Genomic DNA, 22,898 nt, shown 5'->3' on the forward strand with positions numbered 1-22,898 from the left:
TCGAACGATGAGCACATTTTCTACCCCTGTAGTCACCTCCATGCAGATTATCCCCGTCGCGGGACATGACAGCATGTTGATGAACCTGAGCGGCGCTCACGCGCCGTTCTTCACCCGCAATATCGTGGTGATCAAGGACAACTCAGGACACACCGGTGTGGGTGAAATCCCGGGCGGGGAGAAGATCCGTAAAACGCTGGAGGACGCCATTCCGCTGGTGGTGGGTAAAGCGCTGGGCGAGTACAAAAATGTGTTGACCAGCGTGCGTAACACTTTTGCCGATCGCGATGCGGGTGGCCGTGGTCTGCAAACGTTTGATCTTCGCACCACTATCCACGTGGTCACAGGCATTGAAGCCGCGATGCTGGATCTGTTAGGCCAGCATCTGGGCGTCAACGTTGCCTCCCTGCTGGGGGACGGCCAGCAGCGCAGCGAAGTGGAAATGCTCGGTTACCTGTTCTTTATCGGCAACCGCAACCTCACCCCGCTGCCGTACCAGAGCCAGCCGGACGAAAAATGCGACTGGTATCGCGTGCGCCACGATGAAGCGATGACGCCGGACGCAGTGGTGCGCCTGGCGGAAGCGGCGTATGAAAAATATGGCTTCAACGACTTCAAGCTGAAGGGCGGCGTGCTGGCCGGTGAACAAGAGGCAGAGGCGATTACCGCGCTGGCGAAGCGTTTCCCGCAGGCGCGCGTCACGCTGGATCCGAACGGCGCCTGGTCGCTTGATGAAGCGATCGGCATTGGCAAGCAGCTCAAAGGCGTGCTGGCCTACGCGGAAGATCCGTGCGGTGCAGAGCAAGGTTTCTCCGGACGTGAAGTGATGGCGGAGTTCCGTCGCGCCACCGGACTGCCAACCGCCACGAACATGATCGCAACCGACTGGCGCCAGATGGGGCACACGCTCTCGCTGCAATCGGTGGATATTCCGCTGGCAGATCCGCACTTCTGGACGATGCAGGGCTCGGTTCGCGTGGCGCAGATGTGCCACGAGTTTGGCCTGACCTGGGGCTCGCACTCCAACAACCATTTCGACATTTCGCTGGCGATGTTCACCCACGTGGCGGCCGCTGCGCCGGGCAGCATTACCGCCATCGACACCCACTGGATCTGGCAGGAGGGCAACCAGCGCCTGACCAAACGGCCGTTTGAGATCAAGGGAGGCATGGTGCAGGTTCCCGCCACGCCGGGTCTGGGCGTTGAGCTGGATATGGATCAGGTCATGAAAGCGCACGAGCTGTACCAGAAACACGGCCTGGGCGCACGTGATGATGCGCTGGCGATGCAGTACCTGATCCCTGAGTGGTCATTCGACAATAAACGTCCGTGCATGGTACGATAAGCGCATTGGGACCGCTCCCATGAGTGGTCCCTTACGTGGTGTATGCTTAACGTAACTAACATGCGTAAGGATGGCTTATGAAAATTGTTATCGCTCCGGACTCGTATAAGGAAAGCTTGAGCGCGCTTGAGGTGGCGACAGCGATAGAGGTCGGTTTTCGCGAAATCTTCCCCTCAGCGGAATACGTCAAATTACCGGTTGCCGATGGTGGCGAAGGGACGGTGGAGGCTATGGTGGCCGCCACGCAGGGGCGCCTTGTCCATGTTCCCGTTACCGGGCCTTTGGGTGAACGCGTGGAAGGGTTTTTCGGGTTATCTGGAGACGGGAAAAGCGCGTTTATCGAAATGGCGGCCGCGAGCGGCCTGGAGCTTGTTGCTCCGGCAAAGCGTAACCCTTTAATCACCACCTCGTGGGGAACCGGGGAACTCATCCGTCATGCCCTGGACGCGGGCGTTAAGCATATCATTATCGGCATTGGGGGCAGCGCGACCAATGACGGTGGCGCGGGCATGGTGCAGGCGCTGGGGGTAAAACTGCTGGATGCTAAAGCGCAGCACGTTGGCCCGGGCGGCGGTGAACTGGCTAGCCTTGCCCATATCGATCTCAGCGGGCTGGACAAGCGGCTGGCATCCTGCCGAATCGAAGTGGCCTGCGATGTGACCAACCCTCTGATCGGCGAGGCTGGCGCGTCTGCGGTATTCGGTCCGCAGAAAGGGGCGACGCCGGAAATGGTCAGGACGCTGGACGACGCGCTTGCGCATTTCGCAAAAATCATCGCCCGGGATCTGGATATTGACGTTTTAAACCTGGCGGGCGGCGGTGCAGCTGGTGGGATGGGGGCGGCGCTGTACGCTTTTTGCGGCGCGCAGCTTCGTCAGGGCATTGAGATTGTCACCGATGCGCTGCATCTTGATGAACAGGTCGCGAACGCCGATCTGGTGATCACGGGCGAAGGGCGTATCGACAGCCAGACGATCCACGGCAAAGTGCCCGTTGGCGTAGCGAGAGTCGCGAAACGCTACAACAAACCGGTTATCGGCATTGCCGGCAGCCTGACGGCGGACGTTGGCGTGGTGCACGAGCATGGGCTGGATGCCGTATTCAGCGTGATTTACACCATCTGTTCCCTGGAGGACGCGCTGGAAAATGCGCAACAGAACGTGCAGATGGCCGCAAGGAATATTGCGGCGGTCATAAAGGTGGGGCAGGGGATTTCCCGTTAACGATCGTGCTCCTGTAGGCCCGGTAAGCGAAGCGCCACCGGGCTATTGTCTTAGTTCCCCAACACCTTCATCGCTTCCCGCGTCACGTTGTCCATCTCGTCCAGCAGCTCCAGAAATTCCGGTTCAAGATCTGTTTCCGGCGTACCCGCGCGGAGCTGCTGTTCAAGCAGCTGGCAGAGATTTTTCAGCCGCGGCACGCCGCTGTAGCCGCAGCTGCCGTGCAGTTTATGGATAGCCTCCAGCAACCCTTCAGGGTTTTCACCCACCAGCTGTTCTTCTACCTTATTTCGAATCTCAGGCAGGAAGTCCACCAGCATTTGCAGCATATCGCGCGCCAGATCGGCTTTGCCCGCCGCCTGCCGCAGCGCCAGTTGCCAGTCAAACGTGGCATTCTGGTTGACGCTGATTTCCGGCGATTCAGCTGAAATGGTGTATGTCCCGCCAATGTGACCCGGCTTGTAGCGCAGCAGCAGGCTGTGCAGCTTCTCTTCGTCGATCGGTTTCGCCAGATAATCGTTCATGCCCGCACCCAGCAGCTTCTCTTTTTGTCCCGCCATCGCGTGCGCCGTCACGGCAATCACCGGCGTCTGCTGCTGGTGCGGAAGCTGGCGAATCAGCTCGCAGGCGCGGATGCCATCCATGCCCGGCATCTGAATGTCCATCAGGATCAGGTCAAACTGCATCTGTTTGGCCTGCTCTACGGCTTCGGCGCCGCTGGTACACAGCTCAACGTGCTGAACCTGATCCTCAAGCAGCACGCCAATCAGCTTCAGGTTGGCCGGGTTATCGTCCACAGCCATCACCGTCATCGGGAGCTTACGTTCGTCGTTCGCCAGCAGCAGGGGCTGATTCGTCAGACGGCAATATTCGGTCAACGCGGGTAACAGCCGTGTGGCGGTGAGGGGTTTCAGCAGACACGCCGCCGCCCCGTCGTTTTTCAGTTCTTCAGCATTAAGCTGGGCGTGGCACGGCAGAGCCAGCAGCAGGTAGTCCGTCATTGAGGCCGCCTTCGCCAGGCGTTCCTGCTGCATGGTGAGCTCTCCGGTAAACGTCACCGGAATACCCATCAAAAGGATATCGTAATGATCGTTCGCGAGCGCGGAGAAGGTCGGGCTGTAAACCACCTCCAGCGGCGTAGTGCTTAACACATCCAGCGTACACTGCGCCGCGGCGGCATTCGGTTCCACGTAGGCCAGACGCATCCCTTTCAGGCAGTCGGTGACCGGACCGTCGGTCTGCACGTTCGGATTAAGATCGAGATTGATATGGAACCAGAAGGTCGAGCCCCGGTTAGGCTGGCTGTGGAAGGAGATATCGCCTCCCATCTCTTTCACCAGCTTTTGGGTGATCACCAGCCCCAGGCCCGTTCCGCCGTGACGACGGGAAATGCTCGCATCGGCCTGGCGGAACGCCTGGAACAGACGCGACTGATCGCGCTCCGGAATGCCGATGCCGGTATCCCGGATCTGCACCTCAATCTGGACCTTGTTATTACTGAGCGCCCGTTTTTCGACCAGAATGTCAATGTTGCCGCTCTCGGTGAATTTGATCGCGTTGCCCACCAGATTGGTGATGACCTGTTGCAGGCGGAGCGGGTCGCCAATGACGTTATCCGGCACGTCGTTTTTAATATTGAGCGTCAGCTCCAGCCCCTTATCATGCGAGGAGTGGGCAAGCAGCGTGACCACGTCATCCAGGGTGCTGCGCAGCGGGAACGGAATACTCTCCAGAATCAGCTTGCCCGCTTCCAGCTTCGAGAAGTCCAGCACGTCGTTAATGATGGTCAGCAGGTTGTTGGCCGATCGTTCAATGGTATGCAGGTGGTCACGCTGGGTTGGATTCAGCTCGCTTTTGAGCGTCAGGCGGGTGAAGCCGATCACCCCGTTCAGCGGCGTTCGCAGCTCGTGCGACATGTTCGCCAGGAATTCAGACTTAATACGAGCCGCCTCCTGCGCGCGTTTTTTCGCCAGATCCAGCTCCACGTTCTGGATCTCCATCTGCTCCAGCGTTTCGCGCAGGTCGGAGGTTGCCTGATCAACGTTGTGCTGCATCTCTTCGTGATAGGCCGCCAGCGACATCGCCATCGAGTTGATGCCGTTTTTTAGCATATCCAGCTCGCCGAGCATAAAGCCTTCCACGCGGCTGTCGAGCTGACCCCGACGGATCCGGTCAACGGTATTCACCATGTTGCGAATAGGCCCCGTGACGTCGCGCATCAGTCGCCAGCCGAAGATTAGCGCAATGCCGATACAGAACAGCATCATCACGCCGGAAATGAATATTTCTTTGTACTGCTGGAGCCGCACCGACTTGAGATCCAGCTCCAGCGCCACGTATCCCAGCATATTATTGCTGGACTTCGCATCCGACTGGGCTGATTCATCGGGTGAATAGCTTTCCGAGATAATCGGCGTGCGCAGGATCATAATATCGCCGCGCCGCAGAACCGTGAGATGACGCGGGAAGGGCGTACCTTCCGGGATTTTCAGCGACGTGGGATCCAGATGAAAATTCGAGGTAACGAACAGGCGGTTATGTTCGTCGTAAACGGAAATGGCGCGCACGATCTCTGAATGTCGGCGGTGCAGCACGCTAATTAACTGACCAATGGATTCGCGGTTTTGCAGGTTCATGCCGTACTCGCTGGAGACGGCCAGGGGTTCGATAATGCTGGCCCCGGCATCTTCAAGCTGCCTCTGCAAATCGTTATAGCGATGCACCACAAAGAAAATGCTCAGCAGCAAACCGATGAGAACGGTAGGAGCGAGGATCAAAATCATCATGCGTGCGCGCAGGCTGTAGTTGGTCATGGAGTTCCGTTATGGGACAATCAGGCTAATTATGTTTATTTGAGAACAATCTCGGCGATGGCGCAATTCTACTCTGCAAAACGACGCGTGACGACGCGTCAGATCATAACTGTTGAAGCCACGGACCTCGATCCTTTCGGTCAGGGGGTGGCGCGTCATAACGGCAAGACGCTGTTTATCACCGGTTTGCTGCCCGGAGAGCGCGCAGACATTACGCTGACGGAAGACAAACGCCAGTATGCACGCGGCCAGGTTAAGCGCCGTCTTAACGATAGCCCGGAACGCGTCACGCCTCGCTGCCTCCATTTTGGCGTCTGCGGTGGCTGTCAGCAACAGCATGCCAGCACAGAATTACAGCAAAAAAGTAAAAGCAGCGCGCTGGCCCGCCTGCTAAAACATGACGTCAGTGACATTGTGGCTGACCAGCCGTGGGGCTACCGTCGCCGCGCTCGCCTGAGCCTCAGCTATCAGCCAAAAACCGAACGGCTGGAGATGGGTTTTCGCAAGGCTGGCTCCAGCGATATCGTCTCCATCACGCAGTGCCCTGTTTTGGTGCCCCAAATTGAGGCGCTGCTCCCGGCTGTGCACCACTGTCTTGCATCGCTGGACGGGGTGCGTTCGCTGGGGCATGTCGAACTGGTGCTGGCCAACAGCGGCCCGCTGATGGTGTTGCGCCACACCGCACCGCTCTCACCGGAAGATCGCGAAAAACTGGAACGCTTTTCGCATTCTCATGAGCTTGCGCTTTTCCTTGCGCCGCAAAGCGAGATACTTGAGCAGGTCAGCGGAGAAGCGCCCTGGTATGCGTCAGACGGACTACGCTTAACGTTCAGCCCACGGGATTTTATCCAGGTCAACGACGGCGTAAACCAGCAGATGGTGGCGAATGCGCTGGCATGGCTTGACGTCCAGCCCACCGATCGGGTGCTCGATCTGTTCTGCGGTATGGGGAACTTTACCCTGCCGCTGGCCCGCAAAGCAGCAAGCGTGGTCGGCGTGGAGGGCGTTGAGGCGCTGGTGGCGAAAGGCCAGGAGAACGCCCGGCAGAACGGCTTGCAAAATGTGACATTCTTTCATCAAAATCTTGAGGATGATGTCACGCGGCAACCGTGGGCTAAGCAGGGCTTTGATAAGATCCTGCTCGATCCGGCGCGCGCGGGTGCGCCGGGCGTGATGCAACATATAATTAAACTCGCGCCTGAACGCGTGGTCTATGTTTCCTGTAATCCGGCGACGCTCGCCCGTGACAGTGAAGCATTATTGAGCGGGGGTTACCAGATTCGGCGTCTGGCAATGCTGGACATGTTCCCGCACACTGGACATCTGGAATCGATGGTGTTGTTCGAGCACATCTAATGAGTTTGGCTTGTCGACTTCGACAGGCCCTTGTCCCTAAAGGAGAGGACGATGGTTGCGGTAAGAAGTGCACATTTAAATAAAGCTGGTGAGTTTGACCCTCAAAAATGGATCGCAAGTCTGGGGATTTCCAGCCAGCAGTCGTGTGAACGCTTAACCGAAACCTGGGCCTATTGTTTACGCACAACGCAGGGGCATCCGGACGCTGAACTCCTGTTGTGGCGCGGCGTGGAGATGGTCGAAATTCTGTCCATGCTGAACATGGATATCGAAACGCTACAGGCCGCACTGCTGTTCCCCCTGGCGGATGCGAACGTGGTGACGGAAGACGTGCTGCGTGAAAGCGTCGGCCAGTCCGTCGTGGCGCTCATCCACGGCGTGCGCGATATGGCCGCCATCCGTCAACTGAAGGCCGCGCAAACGGATTCTGTCTCTTCCGAGCAGGTGGATAACGTCCGCCGGATGCTGCTGGCGATGGTGGATGATTTCCGCTGCGTGGTGATCAAGCTGGCAGAACGGGTAGCCCATCTGCGCGAAGTGAAGGATGCGCCGGAAGACGAGCGCGTTCTGGCCGCCAAAGAGTGTACGAATATCTATGCGCCGCTCGCGAACCGTCTGGGAATCGGGCAACTGAAGTGGGAGCTGGAAGATTACTGCTTCCGCTACCTGCATCCGGCGGAATACAAACGCATAGCAAAACTGCTGCACGAACGCCGCATCGACCGCGAGCACTATATCGATGAATTTGTCAGCGGGCTGCGCCAGTCGATGAAAGAGGAGAATGTGCGCGCCGAGGTCTACGGGCGTCCGAAGCACATCTACAGCATCTGGCGCAAAATGCAGAAGAAACACCTCGCCTTTGACGAGCTGTTCGACGTGCGCGCCGTACGTATCGTGGCGGAACGTTTGCAGGACTGCTACGCCGCGCTGGGGATCGTGCACACCCATTTCCGTCATCTGCCGGACGAGTTCGACGACTATGTCGCGAACCCGAAACCGAATGGCTATCAGTCCATCCACACCGTGGTGCTCGGCCCTGGCGGCAAAACGGTGGAAATTCAGATCCGTACCAAACAGATGCACGAAGACGCCGAGCTGGGCGTGGCGGCGCACTGGAAATACAAAGAGGGCACCTCCGGCGGCGGTCGCTCCGGTCACGAGGATCGTATCGCCTGGCTGCGTAAGCTGATTGCGTGGCAGGAAGAGATGGCCGACTCTGGCGAAATGCTCGATGAAGTGCGCAGCCAGGTCTTTGACGATCGCGTCTACGTCTTTACCCCGAAAGGAGATGTGGTGGATTTACCGGCAGGCTCCACGCCGCTCGATTTCGCCTACCACATTCACAGCGACGTGGGGCACCGTTGCATCGGGGCGAAGATCGGCGGGCGCATCGTACCGTTTACCTACCAGCTACAGATGGGTGACCAGATTGAAATCATCACCCAGAAGCAGCCAAACCCAAGCCGCGACTGGCTTAATCCGAACCTCGGTTACGTTACCACCAGCCGCGGGCGCTCTAAAATTCACGCCTGGTTCCGCAAGCAGGATCGGGACAAGAATATCCTTGCCGGTCGCCAGATCCTTGACGACGAGCTGGAGCATATCGGGATAAGCCTGAAAGAGGCGGAGAAATTCCTGCTGCCGCGCTACAACTTCAACGAGCTGGACGAGCTGCTGGCGGCCATTGGCGGCGGTGATATTCGCCTGAACCAGATGGTGAACTTCCTGCAAGCGCAGTTCAACAAGCCAAGCGCGGCAGAGCAGGATGCCGCAGCGCTGAAGCAGCTCCAGCAGAAAACCTACGCTCCGCAGCAGCGCAGCAAGGATAATGGCCGCGTGGTGGTCGAAGGGGTGGGTAACCTGATGCACCATATTGCCCGCTGCTGCCAGCCGATCCCGGGGGACGATATTGTCGGCTTCATCACGCAGGGGCGCGGGATCTCGATTCACCGCTCCGACTGTGACCAGCTTGCAGAGCTGCAATCGCATGCGCCGGAACGTATCGTGGAAGCCGTCTGGGGAGAAAGCTACTCGGCTGGCTACTCGCTGGTGGTGCGCGTTACCGCCAACGACCGCAGCGGCCTGCTGCGCGACATCACCACTATTCTCGCTAACGAGAAGGTCAACGTGCTGGGTGTTGCCAGCCGCAGCGATACCCGCGAGCAGCTTGCCACTATCGATATGACCATCGAAATCTATAACCTCCAGGTGCTGGGCCGCGTGCTCGGCAAACTGAACCAGGTGCCGGATGTGATTGACGCGCGTCGTCTGCACGGTGGCTAACCATCCTTTTCTGTAGGCCGGGTAAGGCAACGCCGCCACCCGGCATTTTGACATCAGGACAGAACTATGACTCAAATCGACCGCCTGCTCGGCATCATGAAGCGTCTTCGCGACCCGGAAAACGGCTGCCCGTGGGACAAAGAGCAGACTTTCGCCACCATCGCGCCTTACACGCTGGAAGAGACTTACGAGGTACTGGACGCGATTTCGCGCGAAGATTTCGACGACCTGCGCGGCGAGCTGGGCGACCTGCTGTTCCAGGTGGTGTTCTACGCCCAGATGGCGCAGGAAGAGGGGCGCTTTAACTTTGACGATATCTGCGCCGCTATCAGCGACAAGCTGGAGCGTCGTCATCCGCATATCTTTGGCGACGCCACCGCAGGCAACAGTGCGGAAGTGCTGGCGCGCTGGGAGCAGATTAAAAGCGCCGAACGCGCTGAAAAATCTCAGCACTCGGCGCTGGACGACATTCCCCTGAGCCTGCCCGCGCTGATGCGCGCCCACAAAATTCAAAAGCGCTGCTCGGCGGTAGGATTTGACTGGCACTCTCTTGGCCCGGTGCTGGAAAAAGTGCACGAAGAGATCGACGAAGTGATGCACGAAGCGCAGCAGGCCGTTGTGGATGAAGCAAAGCTGGAAGAGGAGATGGGCGATCTGCTGTTTGCGACCGTCAATCTTTCGCGCCACCTCGGCGTAAAAGCGGAAACGGCGCTGCAAAAAGCGAACATTAAATTCGAACGACGCTTTCGCGAAGTGGAGAGGATTGTGGCCTCGCGCGGCCTGGAAATGAGCGGCATTGACCTCGAGGCGATGGAAGAAGTCTGGCAGGAAGTAAAACGCCAGGAACATGATCTCTAACGAAATTTTGCGATCAAGCGCAATTTGTGTGATTTTTTAAATGACAAGCGCTTGATTTGCGTCAAAAACATTTACCCAAAAGGGGCTATTTTCTCACTCCTTATGTTTGTCATGGCCTGGGAAGGAGACGGAGAATGAAAGTTTGTGGCGCTCGTCGTGTTCGGGTATACTACTTTCCCGTCCTGGTTATTCCATCGTTTCACCCTAACTTCTCAGGTTCAGCATGACAACGAACTATATTTTTGTGACCGGCGGGGTCGTATCCTCTCTGGGTAAAGGCATTGCCGCAGCCTCCCTCGCAGCCATTCTTGAAGCCCGTGGCCTTAATGTGACCATGATGAAACTGGATCCGTACATCAACGTCGATCCTGGCACCATGAGCCCAACCCAACACGGGGAAGTGTTCGTTACTGAAGACGGCGCTGAAACCGATCTGGATCTTGGCCACTACGAGCGTTTCATCCGTACCAAAATGACCCGTCGTAACAACTTTACGACTGGCCGTATCTACTCTGACGTGCTGCGTAAAGAGCGCCGTGGCGACTACCTGGGCGCAACCGTGCAGGTTATCCCACACATCACTAACGCTATCAAAGAACGCGTCCTTGCCGGTGGCGAAGGGCACGACGTTGTGCTGGTTGAAATCGGCGGTACCGTAGGGGATATCGAATCCCTGCCGTTCCTCGAAGCGATTCGTCAGCTGGCGGTAGATATTGGGCGCGAACACGCGCTGTTCATGCACCTGACGCTGGTGCCATACATGGCAGCCGCGGGTGAAGTGAAAACCAAACCGACTCAGCACTCCGTTAAAGAGCTGCTCTCTATCGGTATTCAGCCAGACATCCTGGTTTGCCGCTCCGATCGCGCGATTCCGGCGAACGAACGTGCGAAAATTGCATTGTTCTGTAACGTGCCTGAAAAAGCCGTTATTTCAATGAAAGACGTCGATTCCATTTATAAAATCCCGGGCCTGTTGAAATCTCAGGGTCTGGACGATTATATTTGTAAACGATTCAGCTTGAACTGTCCGGAAGCTAACCTGTCTGAATGGGAGCAGGTGATTTACGAAGAAGCCAATCCGGGCGGCGAAGTGACTATCGGTATGGTCGGTAAGTACATTGAACTGCCGGACGCCTATAAGTCAGTTATCGAAGCGCTGAAGCACGGTGGTCTGAAGAATCGCGTCTCCGTGAACATCAAGCTGATTGATTCGCAGGATGTTGAAACGCGCGGCGTCGAAATTCTGAAAGATCTGGACGCTATCCTCATCCCTGGCGGCTTCGGCTACCGTGGTGTTGAAGGCAAGATCGCCACTGCACGCTATGCGCGTGAAAACAATATTCCATACCTCGGCATCTGCCTGGGTATGCAGGTTGCGCTGATCGAATTTGCGCGCAACGTAGCGGGAATGGAAAACGCGAACTCTACGGAATTTGTGCCAGACTGTAAGTACCCTGTCGTGGCGCTGATTACGGAATGGCGCGACGAAGACGGTAACGTCGAAGTCCGTACCGAGAAGAGCGATCTGGGTGGCACCATGCGTCTTGGCGCACAGGCCTGCCAGCTGTCCGACGATAGCGTAGTTCGCCAGCTTTACGGCGAGCCGGTCATCACCGAGCGCCATCGTCACCGCTATGAAGTCAACAACATGTTGTTGAAACAAATTGAAGCTGCGGGCCTGCGTGTTGCGGGCCGCTCCGGGGACGATCAGTTAGTCGAGATCATCGAAGTGCCTAACCATCCGTGGTTCGTTGCTTGCCAGTTCCACCCGGAATTTACTTCAACGCCGCGTGACGGACATCCGCTGTTTGCCGGCTTCGTGAAAGCCGCCAGCGAGTACCAGAAGCGTCAGGCGAAGTAAAAAAAGTTAGAACGGCAACGCGTACCCCTGGTACGCGTTGTTTGTCTGGAGTTTTAGTTTAACTTGTACTGAGGAAAATCTAATGTCCAAAATCGTTAAAGTCATCGGTCGTGAAATCATCGACTCCCGTGGTAACCCGACCGTTGAAGCCGAAGTTCATCTGGAAGGTGGTTTCGTCGGTATGGCAGCAGCTCCATCAGGTGCTTCTACAGGTTCCCGCGAAGCGCTGGAACTGCGTGATGGCGACAAATCCCGTTTCATGGGCAAAGGCGTACTGAAAGCGGTTGGCGCTGTTAACGGTCCTATTGCTCAGGCTATCATTGGCAAAGATGCCAAAGATCAGGCTGGCATCGATAAGATCATGATCGATCTGGACGGTACTGAAAACAAATCTAACTTCGGTGCGAACGCAATCCTGGCGGTTTCCCTGGCGAACGCCAAAGCAGCCGCGGCTGCTAAAGGTATGCCACTGTTCGAGCACATCGCTGAACTGAACGGCACCCCAGGCAAATACTCCATGCCTGTACCAATGATGAACATCATCAACGGTGGTGAGCACGCAGACAACAACGTTGATATTCAGGAATTCATGATTCAGCCAGTTGGCGCGAAAACCCTGAAAGAAGCGGTTCGTATGGGTTCTGAAGTGTTCCACAACCTGGCTAAAGTTCTGAAAGCTAAAGGTATGAACACTGCTGTTGGTGACGAAGGTGGCTACGCGCCAAACCTGGGTTCTAACGCAGAAGCGCTGGCTGTTATCGCTGAAGCGGTTAAAGCAGCAGGCTACGAGCTGGGCAAAGACATCACCCTGGCGATGGACTGTGCAGCATCTGAATTCTACAAAGACGGTAAATACGTTCTGGCTGGCGAAGGCAACAAAGCGTTCACCTCCGAAGAGTTCACTCACTTCCTGGAAGACCTGACCAAACAGTACCCAATCGTGTCTATCGAAGACGGTCTGGACGAGTCTGACTGGGATGGTTTCGCATACCAGACCAAAGTACTGGGCGACAAAATCCAGCTGGTTGGTGACGATCTGTTCGTAACCAATACCAAGATCCTGAAAGAAGGCATCGAGAAAGGCATCGTTAACTCCATCCTGATCAAATTCAACCAGATCGGTTCTCTGACCGAAACGCTGGCTGCGATCAAAATGGCGAAAGATGCTGGCTACACCGCTGTTATCTCTCACCGTTCTGGCGAAACTGAAGACGCGACCATTGCCGACCTGGCTGTGGGTACCGCTGCTGGCCAGATCAAAACCGGTTCTATGAGCCGTTCTGACCGTGTTGCTAAATACAACCAGCTGATTCGTATCGAAGAAGCGCTGGGCGAAAAAGCACCATACAACGGCCGTAAAGAGATCAAAGGTCAGGCATAAGCCTGAGCTTTCATTTCAATAAAAAACCCGCTTCGGCGGGTTTTTTGTTTTCTATAACAGAAGCGGCAGCGTTGCGCTGGCCGTTTGCTGACTCACCTCGCCGTAACGGCCATCAATGGCGATAAGGGAAGTGGTAAGCAGCTCGATAAGCAGCATGACGCCAACTTTGGCATTCAGCGCACCCGCGCTCAGCGGCCCCTCGGGCTTTGCCGCAACCAGCTGCATATCGCTGAGGGACGCCAGCGGGCTGCGTGGCGTATTGCTGAGCGCCAGCACCTGCACGCCGCGCTTGCGGGCTAGCTTCACGACGTGGAGTAAATCGCGGGTCGATCCCGAACTTGAGATAGCGACCACCAGCGTCTCGTCAGACAGCGTTGCCGCATTCATGGCCGCGCGATGCATATCGCTAAACAGCTGCGCGGGTTTGCCCAGCCGCAGGAGCTTGTAATGCAGATATTCCCCGAGGATCGCGCTGGCGGCCACCCCGTAAATCTGCACCGACCGCGCCTGATGCAGCGCCTGCGCGGCCTTTTCCAGCAGCGCTCTGTCGAGGAGCCTGGCGGTATCCTGTAGGGCCTGCACGGATTCATCCACGACGTTATCGATTTCATCCCCGGCCTGACGTGCGGGCTGGCCCTGCTGAATATCCAGCGCCAGCGCCATTTTAAATTCGTTATATCCCTTACAGCCCAGCGTCCGGCACAGGCGCGTCACGCTGGCCTCGCTGGTGTGACTTTCGCGCGCCAGCTCGGTGATCGTCAAATACAGCACCCGCGCAGGATCGTTGAGAACAAACTCCCCCAGCTTTTGTTGCGTCGGGCTGTACCCGGAAGCCTCCTGGCGTAACTTCAGCAGCAGGTTTTCATGGTCTGACATGCTAGATCCTTAATGCGTTTCTCTGTCGACTAGTGTGGCGGAAAGCGGGGGAGAGATGCCAGCGATTTCGAAAAAGTATGATCCGCCTCCTGGATTCGTGATGATAATTTTCACTTTTAATTTTTATTGTGATAAAAATTTTCATCATTACACCAGGGGATGAAAAAAATGATGCACATGTTCAGTGGCGCTTCTTCCGGCGGATGGTTTGAAAAAGCGCAGCGCTTCGGCAAATCGTTTATGCTGCCCATCGCCGTTTTGCCGGCGGCGGGGCTATTACTGGGGATCGGCGGTGCGCTGTCGAACCCCAATACCCTCACGGCCTACCCATTTTTAAACGTGGGCTGGCTACAGGCCATCTTCACCATCATGAGCAGTGCGGGTTCGATTGTGTTTGCGAACCTGTCCGTGCTGTTCGCCGTTGGGGTTGCCGTTGGGTTAGCGAAAAACGATAAAGGCACGGCGGGGCTGGCGGCCCTGCTCGCGTATCTGGTGATGAACGCCACCATCAACGCCCTGCTGATCCTGACCGGAAAGCTGGCCCTTGAAAATCCGGGTGCCGCAGGGCAGGGTATGACGCTGGGCATTCAGACGCTGGAAACCGGCGTGTTTGGCGGCGTGGTTATTGGTCTGGTGACCTGCGCGCTGCACCATCGGTTTAACAAAATCGCGCTTCCGCAGTTCCTGGGCTTCTTTGGCGGCTCGCGCTTTGTTCCGATTATCAGCTCGCTGGCGGCGATACTCGTCGGGGCGCTCATGACCGTTGTCTGGCCGCACTTCCAGAAGCTGATCTTTGGCCTCGGCGGTTTGGTGGACGCCACTGGCTATCTGGGCACCCTGCTGTACGGTTTTATCCTGCGCATGCTTGGCCCGTTTGGTCTGCACCACATCTTTTATCTGCCGTTCTGGACCACCGCGCTCGGCGGCAGTGAAATCGTTAACGGACACCTGGTTGAGGGGACGCAGCGGATTTTCTTCGCTCAGCTCGCCGACCCGAACACCCAGCATTTCTATGAGGGCACGTCGCGCTTCATGTCCGGGCGCTTTATCACGATGATGTTTGGCCTGCTCGGCGCCTGTCTGGCGATGTACCACACGGCTAAACCCGAGAACAAAAAGCGCGTAGCCGGGCTGCTGCTGTCAGCGGCGTTAACCTCTTTCCTGACGGGCATTACCGAGCCCATCGAGTTCTCATTCCTGTTTATTGCGCCGGTGCTGTACGTCATTCATGCGCTGTTTGACGGGCTGGCGTTTATGCTCGCGCACATGCTGCATATCACCATCGGGCAAACCTTCTCTGGCGGCTTTATTGACTTTGTGCTGTTTGGCATCTTGCAGGGGGAGGCGAAAACCAACTGGATGTTCGTCCCGCTGGTGGGTGTGCCGTGGTTCTTCCTCTACTACGTTACCTTCCGCTATCTGATTAACCGCTTTGATTTCGCCACGCCGGGCCGTGAAAGGGAAGCGGTGGCCGATGCCGAAGCCTTACCGCAAAGCGAGCGCGCCGCAGCGGTGATCGCCGGGCTGGGCGGCAAAGACAATCTCGAGGACGTTGACTGTTGCGCCACGCGCCTTCGCGTCACGGTAAAAGAGGGCAGCAGGGTGAATGAAGCGGCCCTGAAAGCGACCGGCGCGCGCGGCGTCATCGTACGAGGTAACGGCGTTCAGGTCATCTATGGCCCGCACGTCACCATCATCAGGAACGAAGTGGAAGAGATGTTATCGTAATGAAAACTGTACTGGATACCCTGAAGGGGAAGCTGGTTGTCTCCTGTCAGGCGCTGGAAAACGAACCCTTACACAGCCCGTTTATTATGTCGCGAATGGCGCTGGCGGCGGCGCAGGGCGGGGCCGCTGCGATCCGCGCCAACAGCGTGGTGGACATTGAGGCGATCAAAGGGCTGGTTTCGCTGCCGGTTATCGGCATCATCAAGCGGGACTATCCCGATAGCGAGGTGTTTATCACCGCGACGATGAAAGAGGTGGATGAGCTAATGGCGGTCGCGCCGGACATCATCGCGCTGGACGCGACCGCCCGTAAGCGTCCCGGCGGGGAGACTCTGGAGACGCTGATCGGGCAGATCCGCGCCCGTTATCCCTCGCTGCTGCTGATGGCTGATATTTCCACCGTGCAGGAGGCCGTGACCGCGCAGGCGCTTGGTTTTGACTGCATCGGAACCACGCTCTACGGCTACACGGCGGAAACGGCGGGCCATTCGCTTCCGGAAAATGACTGCGCGTTTCTGAAAGCGGTGCTGGCTGCCGTTACGGTTCCGGTGATTGCGGAGGGCAACGTGGACACCCCCGAGCGTGCGGCAAAATGTCTGGCGCTGGGGGCGCATATGGTGGTTGTCGGGGGCGCAATCACCCGGCCACAGCAAATCACCGGGCGTTTTATGGCAGCGATAGGCGCGCAAAGCACCGATGGAGCATGATCATCCGGCGGGGATCTGCGATACTTATCGTTTATCCCCTTAACTGAGAAGATTATGCAGTACCCGATTAACGAGATGTTCCAGACCCTGCAAGGCGAGGGTTACTTTACCGGCGTTCCCGCTATTTTTATTCGTTTACAGGGATGCCCGGTTGGCTGCGCCTGGTGTGATACCAAACATACGTGGGATAAGCTCGCAGATCGGGAAGTGTCGCTGTTCAGCATTCTGGCGAAAACCAAAGAGAGCGATAAATGGGGGGCGGGCAGTGCGGAAGATCTGCTGGCCATTATTGGTCGTCAGGGCTGGACGGCGCGCCACGTCGTCATCACCGGCGGAGAACCCTGCATTCACGATCTGATGCCGCTCACCGAGCTGCTCGAAAAGAACGGCTATAGCTGCCAGATCGAAACCAGCGGCACCCATGAAGTGCGCTGCTCCCACTCAACGTGGGTAACGGTTTCACCGAAGGTGAATATGCGCGGCGGTTACGACGTGCTGTCGCAGGCGCTTGAGCGCGCGGATGAAATTAAGCACCCGGTAGGGCGCGTGCGCGACATCGAGGCGCTGGATGAACTGCTGGCAACGCTGACGGACGAAAAGCAGCGCGTGATTGCGCTTCAGCCCATCAGCCAGAAAGACGATGCGACCCGTCTGTGCATTGAAACCTGTATCGCCCGCAACTGGCGGCTGTCGATGCAGACGCACAAATATCTGAACATTGCCTGATTTTTCCGTGGCCCCGCTTAACGCGGGGCTTTTGACGTTGGCAGTAATGCCCAGGTCACGACGGCCGACCCAAGGCAAATCGCACTGTTGAAAAGTAAGGCATACTGCGCGGCGCTGGCCGCTCCCATCGGCAGCCACAGGGCGTACAGCGATGCGGTGACCGCGATACCCATAGCTCCGCCCAGAGAGCTGCCCATCTTATAGATCCCTGAAGCCACGCCCACCTTATTTTCAGGCGCATTCATCACCGCCGTGTCCGTTGAGGGTGTGGCGTAACATCCTAGCCCCAGCCCGAATAAAATGTTGCTCAGAAAAACGGTGACGATATAGACCTCTTTGCTTAAAAAGGTGCATGAAATTAACGTGATACCCGTTGCGGTCAGCAGCGGGCCGGTCATCATCGGCAGCCTCGCGCCGTAGCGCTGAAGCAGTTTTTCACCCACCCGGATCATCGCCAGTACGGTGACCAGATACCCCAGCGTCATCATGCCTGTCTGTAGCGGTGACAGATGATGCCCTTGCTGTAACCAGATGCTGGCGATCATCATGGTGCCAATGCAGCCGTTGAGCAGGAAGTTTGAGCATACCGAGGCGCTGTAGGCCCGGTTTTTAAACAGGGCAAAGTCAATCAACGCCGCATCGCCTTTCCGTCGTCCGGTAATGACAAAGCACATCAGTGCAATCACTGCGCCAGACAGCACCATAAGCGATACACCGCTGCTCCAGCCCCAGCCGTGTCCTTTGCTGATAAACAGATTAAAGAGCACCAGCATAAGAACAAAACTCACCAGGCCGCTGATATCCAGCTTGTGTCGACACGCATCAGGGCTGCGGCTTTCCGGGGTGGCGCGGATAAGCAATAGCGCGGCCAGAGCCACCACCATGGAGAAAATAAAAATCCAGCGCCAGCCCAGCGTGGTGGCGATGGCACCCCCCACAAACGAGCTCAGGCCACTGCCGCCCCAGGAGCCGATAACCCAAAAGCTGATGGCGCGCTGGCGTGCTTTACCGTCATACCAGGTCTTAATCAGCGCCAGCGTGGCGGGCATGATGCAGGCCGCTGACAGCCCCTGTATCGCTCTTCCCAACAGAAACAGGACGGGCTCCCATGAAATGAACAGCAGACCGCTCCCGATAATGCTCAGGAACAGGCCCGTCATGGTCAGGCGCACGCGCCCAAACTTATCGGCAAACCCACCGCAGGCAACGACGAAGCAGCCGCTGAACAACGCGCTCAGGCTGACGGCGAGCGTGAGGGTTTCGAGGGCAATATCGAGGCTATTCTGCATGGCCGGAACAACGTTGATAACTGACTGGGCAAAGAGCCAGAATGTCAGAACGCTCATGACGATACCGGCCAGCAGCCGATCGTTACCGGCGTAGGCGGAGGTGCCTGTCAGGGAAACGGTACTCATAATGTGCCCTCCCGGGAAGGTGCGAATCAGCGCAGATAGTGTTCGGTCAGTGCGGCCCACAGCGCCGCGCCGGTGAGGAGAATGTTATCGTTAAAGTCGTAGCCCGGGTTATGCACCATGCAGCGATCAGGCTCATCCCCGGCGCCAAGCGTGAAATAGCACCCATTGGGATTTTTCTCGAGCATGAATGCAAAGTCCTCGCTGCCCATAAACGCATTCACCTCCGCGACGGAATCCTGACCGAACAGATCGGTGGCGACGCTGCGCACCATCTCGTTGGCTTGCGGATTGTTTTTCAGCAACGGGCTGCCGTTAATGTGACGGATGGTGGCCGTAGCATTGAAGCTTTCTGCCTGCGCAACGGCAATATCGTGGATGCGCTGTAGCACGGTTTGCCGCACGCGTTCATCCAGTGTGCGCACGGTCAGTTTCATCAATACCTTGTCGTTGATAATGTTGGGCGCGTGCCCGGCCTGAATGCTGCCTACGGTAACGACGGCAGGCTGGAAGGGGGTGATGTTGCGCGAAACAATCGACTGCAAAGCGATAGTGATATGGCAGGCAACCAAAGTGGCATCAACGGTATGTTCTGGCACCGCGCCGTGACCACCCACGCCGTTAACCTCAATATGTAGGGTGTCGGAAGAGGCCATCATGGCGCCATCGCGCAGACCAATTTTTCCGACGGGCTGTGACGGCATATTGTGCAGGCCAAAAATATGGTCGCAGGGGAACAGGTCAAACAAGCCATCCTCCAGCATGACGCGTCCGCCATACAGAAGCTCTTCCGCCGGCTGAAAAATAAGGTGCAGCGTGCCGTTAAAATTGCGGGTGCGCGCCAGGTACTCCGCTGCATACAGGAGCGTAGTGGTGTGGCCGTCATGACCGCAGCCGTGGAATTTACCTTCAACGGTGCTGCCCCACGCCTTGCCGCTGTTTTCCTGCATTGGCAGTGCGTCCATATCGGCGCGCAGGCCCAGGCGTTTATGCCCGTTACCCACCTTCAGCGTGCCGACCACGCCGGTTTTGGCCAGACCTCGATGGACCTTATAACCCCATTCCTGGAGCAGCGCCGCCACGCGATCGCTGGTGTTGTGCTCTTCAAAACCAATTTCAGGATGCTGATGAAAATAGCGGCGTAGTTCAGTGAACTGAGCTTCATTGCCGCGCAGGGCTTCGATGATTGGATGTGTCATTTATGTTATCCCTTTTATGCCAAACGGTGATAATTTCGAGTCTATGACGATCGTACCGCCTGAAAATGCCCTTTTTTGTTGTAAATCGACGGTTTTGTTTTGATTGTTTTTCATACAATTCAGTTATGACAAAAAAGAGCAGGTCATTATTTGTCTTTGGTGAGGAAGAGGATGGAGCAGCGGGGAGATGAATTCCGGGTAGAGATTCAGGACATTCGCCAGTGCGTGGAGGATGAAGGCGATACGCTGACGTTGCTTTGGGTGCTGGAAGGGCGGGCAGAGCTGAGCACCGATGTGGGGCGTGAGATCCTGGAGGCCAATACACTTGCCATCATCAACCGTCATCGGCGATGGCAGTTCACGAGTGAAACGGCCAACGTCACCCTGCGCGTGACCCTTGCCGGGCGCTGGGTCGTCCAGCTCTGCAAGGATTTTTTTGCCCATGATTATGCCGTACCGGCAGAAGCCGGAGGCGTCTGGCCGCAGTGCGATGCGCTTCGCGATCTGTTGCGCCAGCTCTTGGTCGTCACGCTCATCAACGATCCGCACCGCTACCGGCTGGAGGCGTACCGCTGGCTGAGCGAGATATTGCTGTTGCTGACCAGCCGCTTTCAGCAGCCCGCCCGTATGCTGCCCCGTGAACTTTCCTCTGCGCACAGTAAACGCATCGCCCGGGTGATAGAGCGAATCAATGCCAGTTATACCCGCCGCATTACGCTTGCGGAAATCGCCGCGAGTGAATATGTCTCTGAAGCCTGGCTTTCTCGTCTCTTTCGAAAGGAGGTGGGGAGCAGTTTCATGCAGTACATCACCGCCCTGCGGCTGGAAAAGGCGGCTGATGCTCTGCGCCTGACCAATCGGCCGCTGCACCAGATTGCGCTTGAGCAGGGGTTCGCCAGCACGCGCATGATGAGCGATCGGTTTCGGCATGCTTACAATATGTCCCCGGGTGAGTTTCGTAAGGCCCGACGCCAGCACCCGGAGGCCGCACGCGTTCGTACGGACAGGCGTGAGCAGCACCATCCGGTTCCCGTGGACAAGCTGTTCAGCCTGCTCAATGAACCGGAGGCGCGCGGCTGGGGAGCCTCGCCGCTCATCGTTCACCCGCAGCAGGAGCAGAGTCTGGATCTGGAGCTGCTTAACCCTCTCTCCGCCTCGCTGCGCCGTATGCGGGTGGTTATTACCCTGCGCGAGCTCGACGATTTGCTGCGTGAGGACGTTCGTCATAATCTGGAGGCCATCGGTGAGACCCTGACCATTGAGGGCATTGATATCGCCGAGCCTTTTCTGAGCAGCCGTCTGTTTGCCGCCGGGTGGGATGACGCGCAGCGGGCGGGCTACGCCTGCTGGTACAATCTGCATCAGATCTTCACCTGGCTGGCAAAAAAACAGTGGACGGTACTGCTCCACACCGGCGTAACGACCCGTCGCGATCTTCTTACCCGCTTTTTACACCGGTCAGTTAATCATTTTTCGCCAGAGGTCACCGCGGGCTGGCACTTTGTGATGCACTGGTCAGCCCAGGCGAGTGAGGAGGCCCGGGAACAGGTCTGGCTGGCGCAGCAAAAGGTAATACGAACCTGGCTGCCACAGGCAAAGTTTGGTTTATGGCACCGTTTTTCACCCGTCAACGCGGGCGTGGGCGACGATACCCTGTTCAGCTCAGCCATTCTGATGCAGGCCGATTTTCTTGCCTGTTCGGCCGATGCCAATGAACTTCTCGATCCGGCGCAGGTTGAGCCAACCGATCTCTCCTCTACGGAAAATTACCCGATACTGAAGATCCGCCAGATCCTCGCCGCCCTTCGCCTGCGCAAATGTTCGCTTCCGGTCTGGCTTCTCTCCTGGAATACTCTCACCGGCAGTACGCGGGCAACAAACGGCTGGTTTTTTCGGGGGGCGTTGCTGATGCAGAACCTGATCGGACTTTCGGAGCAGGTCTGGCTGGCGGGATTCTGGCTAGATTCGGGTCTTCAGGGCGAAGCCCGCGCGAACGACACTATTGATACATCAAGCCTTGCGCTACAGTATAACCATGGTCTGCCGCGTCCTGTTTATTGGGTACTCTGGCTCTGGCAACGCCTGCGGGGCGAGGTGCTGGTAAACGACGGGCGTGTTCTGCTCACGCGCCATCACAATGGTTACCAGCTGCTGCTGCGCAATGTGGTGGTTTTTAATCCGCTCCTTTCCAGTGAAGAAGCCTTCATCCAGCGCTTTCGCCAGCAGTATCATTTACACCTGAAGGGAATGCGCGGGAAATGGCGAATCAAGTGCCATCTTTTTGATCGGCACAACGGCGCGCTCTATCCATTGCTTGAAGGTATCGGCAGCGAAAGCGGCCCTGACGAAGAGATGTGGCGCTGGATAGCCCATAAAGCGCGTCCAACGCTTTCTGTACGCGATGAACGCCTTTTTGACGGCTGGCAAATGACGGAATCACTGGAGAGTAATGCGCTGGTGCTCTACGAGTTTACGCCGCTCGTGCCTCTTGAGGGCGACACGGAGGAGATTCACTCCCCGCGATAGACGCAGCCTGCGGTACAGGTCTCTTTGATCATGACCGCGCTCAGCAGCGGCACCAGCGGCTTCATCTGATCCCAAATCCATTTCGCCAGCACTTCGCTGGTTGGGTTTTCAAGGCCCGGAATATCATTCAGATAGTAGTGATCAAGACGATCGTAGGTCGGCTTAAACGCGGCTTTCAGTTCGGCGAAGTCCATGATCCAGCCCGTATGGGGATCGACTTCACCGGTGATTTCAAGACGCACCATAAACGAATGTCCGTGCAGGCGGCCACATTTGTGCCCGGCAGGAACGTGTGGAAGGTGGTGTGCGGCTTCGAAGGTGAAATCTTTAAACAGTGTGGTGGACATCATAGCTCTCAGGAATGCGGAAAAAACCGCCGCATAGTACCGGAAAGCACAATTTTTATCATTAACTAAAACGGCTCTGAACGGTCACCGCCTTGTATTCCCGTCGTTTATCGGCTTTAGTTCTTTTATTTCAATTATTTATTTAATCGCTTTTATCGTTAAGAACGATAACTAAAACAGGTTAGTCCATTTGGTTATTTATTATTTCCATCCCTTCTTTAATTGTTATTATCCCCGCCGTTAACCTTATCTTCAGTTTG

At 56.8% G+C, this 22,898-nt stretch carries 16 protein-coding genes; 11 read left to right on the plus strand and 5 right to left on the minus strand.

What is annotated here, in order from left to right; genetic code table 11:
- The first annotated feature begins 7 nt into the window (after nucleotides 1-7).
- Both gudD and INF58_RS11370 read left to right on the plus strand, forming a co-directional pair.
- Nucleotides 8-1,345, plus strand: a complete 1,338-nt coding sequence (gene gudD, locus INF58_RS11365) for a glucarate dehydratase (protein WP_063451909.1) — start codon at nucleotides 8-10, stop codon at nucleotides 1,343-1,345.
- 77 nt (nucleotides 1,346-1,422) lie between these two features.
- Complete coding sequence (locus INF58_RS11370; RefSeq protein WP_193527700.1) at nucleotides 1,423-2,568, plus strand: glycerate kinase; 1,146 nt, start codon at nucleotides 1,423-1,425, stop codon at nucleotides 2,566-2,568.
- A 50-nt stretch (nucleotides 2,569-2,618) separates the two neighbouring features.
- Here INF58_RS11370 and barA read toward each other — a convergent pair whose 3' ends face one another.
- A complete protein-coding gene (barA, locus tag INF58_RS11375; protein ID WP_063869333.1) occupies nucleotides 2,619-5,378 on the minus strand; it encodes a two-component sensor histidine kinase BarA in 2,760 nt (919 codons plus the stop codon).
- A gap of 57 nt (nucleotides 5,379-5,435) precedes the next feature.
- Here barA and rlmD point away from each other — a divergent pair, with 57 nt between their 5' ends.
- From rlmD to eno, 5 genes are all read left to right on the plus strand, one after another.
- Nucleotides 5,436-6,734, plus strand: a complete 1,299-nt coding sequence (gene rlmD, locus INF58_RS11380) for a 23S rRNA (uracil(1939)-C(5))-methyltransferase RlmD (protein ID WP_193527701.1) — start codon at nucleotides 5,436-5,438, stop codon at nucleotides 6,732-6,734.
- A gap of 51 nt (nucleotides 6,735-6,785) precedes the next feature.
- Nucleotides 6,786-9,017 (plus strand): GTP diphosphokinase, encoded by a 2,232-nt coding sequence (gene relA / locus INF58_RS11385; RefSeq protein ID WP_063451905.1) that lies wholly within the window; start codon nucleotides 6,786-6,788, stop codon nucleotides 9,015-9,017.
- A 66-nt stretch (nucleotides 9,018-9,083) separates the two neighbouring features.
- The gene (gene mazG / locus INF58_RS11390; RefSeq protein WP_063869337.1) at nucleotides 9,084-9,875 is read left to right on the plus strand and encodes a nucleoside triphosphate pyrophosphohydrolase; all 792 of its coding nucleotides are present in this window, start codon (nucleotides 9,084-9,086) and stop codon (nucleotides 9,873-9,875) included.
- A 223-nt stretch (nucleotides 9,876-10,098) separates the two neighbouring features.
- Nucleotides 10,099-11,736, plus strand: coding sequence for a glutamine hydrolyzing CTP synthase (gene pyrG / locus INF58_RS11395; RefSeq protein ID WP_063451903.1), 1,638 nt, complete (start codon nucleotides 10,099-10,101; stop codon nucleotides 11,734-11,736).
- Between the two features lie 82 nt (nucleotides 11,737-11,818).
- Complete coding sequence (eno, locus tag INF58_RS11400) at nucleotides 11,819-13,117, plus strand: phosphopyruvate hydratase (protein ID WP_013098515.1); 1,299 nt, start codon at nucleotides 11,819-11,821, stop codon at nucleotides 13,115-13,117.
- Nucleotides 13,118-13,168: 51 nt separating this feature from the next.
- On the opposite strand, the gene INF58_RS11405 is transcribed toward eno, so the two are convergent.
- Nucleotides 13,169-13,993 (minus strand): MurR/RpiR family transcriptional regulator, encoded by an 825-nt coding sequence (locus tag INF58_RS11405; protein WP_112792733.1) that lies wholly within the window; start codon nucleotides 13,991-13,993, stop codon nucleotides 13,169-13,171.
- A gap of 168 nt (nucleotides 13,994-14,161) precedes the next feature.
- Between INF58_RS11405 and INF58_RS11410 the strand changes: the two genes are divergently transcribed.
- From INF58_RS11410 to queE, 3 genes are read left to right on the plus strand one after another with little or no spacing between them, the layout of a single operon-like run.
- The gene (locus INF58_RS11410; RefSeq protein ID WP_131636314.1) at nucleotides 14,162-15,721 is read left to right on the plus strand and encodes a maltose/glucose-specific PTS transporter subunit IIC; all 1,560 of its coding nucleotides are present in this window, start codon (nucleotides 14,162-14,164) and stop codon (nucleotides 15,719-15,721) included.
- A complete protein-coding gene (locus INF58_RS11415) occupies nucleotides 15,721-16,428 on the plus strand; it encodes an N-acetylmannosamine-6-phosphate 2-epimerase (protein WP_193527702.1) in 708 nt (235 codons plus the stop codon). Before INF58_RS11410 ends, INF58_RS11415 begins: the two co-directional genes overlap by 1 nt.
- A 54-nt stretch (nucleotides 16,429-16,482) precedes the next feature.
- Complete coding sequence (gene queE / locus INF58_RS11420) at nucleotides 16,483-17,154, plus strand: 7-carboxy-7-deazaguanine synthase QueE (RefSeq protein WP_006811780.1); 672 nt, start codon at nucleotides 16,483-16,485, stop codon at nucleotides 17,152-17,154.
- Nucleotides 17,155-17,171: 17 nt separating this feature from the next.
- Here queE and INF58_RS11425 read toward each other — a convergent pair whose 3' ends face one another.
- Together INF58_RS11425 and INF58_RS11430 are read right to left on the minus strand one after the other, a co-directional pair.
- A complete protein-coding gene (locus INF58_RS11425; protein ID WP_193527703.1) occupies nucleotides 17,172-18,569 on the minus strand; it encodes an MFS transporter in 1,398 nt (465 codons plus the stop codon).
- 26 nt (nucleotides 18,570-18,595) lie between these two features.
- Nucleotides 18,596-19,765 carry a M20 aminoacylase family protein gene (locus INF58_RS11430; protein WP_193527704.1) on the minus strand — a complete coding sequence of 390 codons (1,170 nt, stop codon included), beginning with the start codon at nucleotides 19,763-19,765 and terminating at the stop codon, nucleotides 18,596-18,598.
- A 171-nt stretch (nucleotides 19,766-19,936) separates the two neighbouring features.
- Here INF58_RS11430 and INF58_RS11435 point away from each other — a divergent pair, with 171 nt between their 5' ends.
- Entirely contained in the window at nucleotides 19,937-22,291 is a 2,355-nt protein-coding gene (locus INF58_RS11435; protein WP_193527705.1) for a helix-turn-helix domain-containing protein, read from the plus strand.
- On the opposite strand, the gene queD is transcribed toward INF58_RS11435, so the two are convergent.
- Nucleotides 22,276-22,641, minus strand: coding sequence for a 6-carboxytetrahydropterin synthase QueD (queD, locus tag INF58_RS11440; protein ID WP_006811776.1), 366 nt, complete (start codon nucleotides 22,639-22,641; stop codon nucleotides 22,276-22,278). The genes INF58_RS11435 and queD overlap by 16 nt on opposite strands.
- Between the last annotated feature and the right edge of the window lie 257 nt (nucleotides 22,642-22,898).

Source organism: Enterobacter cloacae complex sp. P24RS, assembly GCF_014982165.1.
Lineage (GTDB): Bacteria > Pseudomonadota > Gammaproteobacteria > Enterobacterales > Enterobacteriaceae > Enterobacter > Enterobacter quasihormaechei.

Coding starts and splice junctions, on each gene's coding strand:
- queE (WP_006811780.1), top strand. CDS start 16,483: ATGCAGTACCCGATTAACGAGATGTTCCAGACCCTGCAAGGCGAGGGT.
- INF58_RS11415 (WP_193527702.1), top strand. CDS start 15,721: ATGAAAACTGTACTGGATACCCTGAAGGGGAAGCTGGTTGTCTCCTGT.
- mazG (WP_063869337.1), top strand. CDS start 9,084: ATGACTCAAATCGACCGCCTGCTCGGCATCATGAAGCGTCTTCGCGAC.
- relA (WP_063451905.1), top strand. CDS start 6,786: ATGGTTGCGGTAAGAAGTGCACATTTAAATAAAGCTGGTGAGTTTGAC.
- INF58_RS11410 (WP_131636314.1), top strand. CDS start 14,162: ATGATGCACATGTTCAGTGGCGCTTCTTCCGGCGGATGGTTTGAAAAA.
- pyrG (WP_063451903.1), top strand. CDS start 10,099: ATGACAACGAACTATATTTTTGTGACCGGCGGGGTCGTATCCTCTCTG.
- queD (WP_006811776.1), bottom strand. CDS start 22,641: ATGATGTCCACCACACTGTTTAAAGATTTCACCTTCGAAGCCGCACAC.
- gudD (WP_063451909.1), top strand. CDS start 8: ATGAGCACATTTTCTACCCCTGTAGTCACCTCCATGCAGATTATCCCC.
- INF58_RS11430 (WP_193527704.1), bottom strand. CDS start 19,765: ATGACACATCCAATCATCGAAGCCCTGCGCGGCAATGAAGCTCAGTTC.
- INF58_RS11405 (WP_112792733.1), bottom strand. CDS start 13,993: ATGTCAGACCATGAAAACCTGCTGCTGAAGTTACGCCAGGAGGCTTCC.
- barA (WP_063869333.1), bottom strand. CDS start 5,378: ATGACCAACTACAGCCTGCGCGCACGCATGATGATTTTGATCCTCGCT.
- rlmD (WP_193527701.1), top strand. CDS start 5,436: ATGGCGCAATTCTACTCTGCAAAACGACGCGTGACGACGCGTCAGATC.
- INF58_RS11435 (WP_193527705.1), top strand. CDS start 19,937: ATGGAGCAGCGGGGAGATGAATTCCGGGTAGAGATTCAGGACATTCGC.
- INF58_RS11370 (WP_193527700.1), top strand. CDS start 1,423: ATGAAAATTGTTATCGCTCCGGACTCGTATAAGGAAAGCTTGAGCGCG.
- INF58_RS11425 (WP_193527703.1), bottom strand. CDS start 18,569: ATGAGTACCGTTTCCCTGACAGGCACCTCCGCCTACGCCGGTAACGAT.
- eno (WP_013098515.1), top strand. CDS start 11,819: ATGTCCAAAATCGTTAAAGTCATCGGTCGTGAAATCATCGACTCCCGT.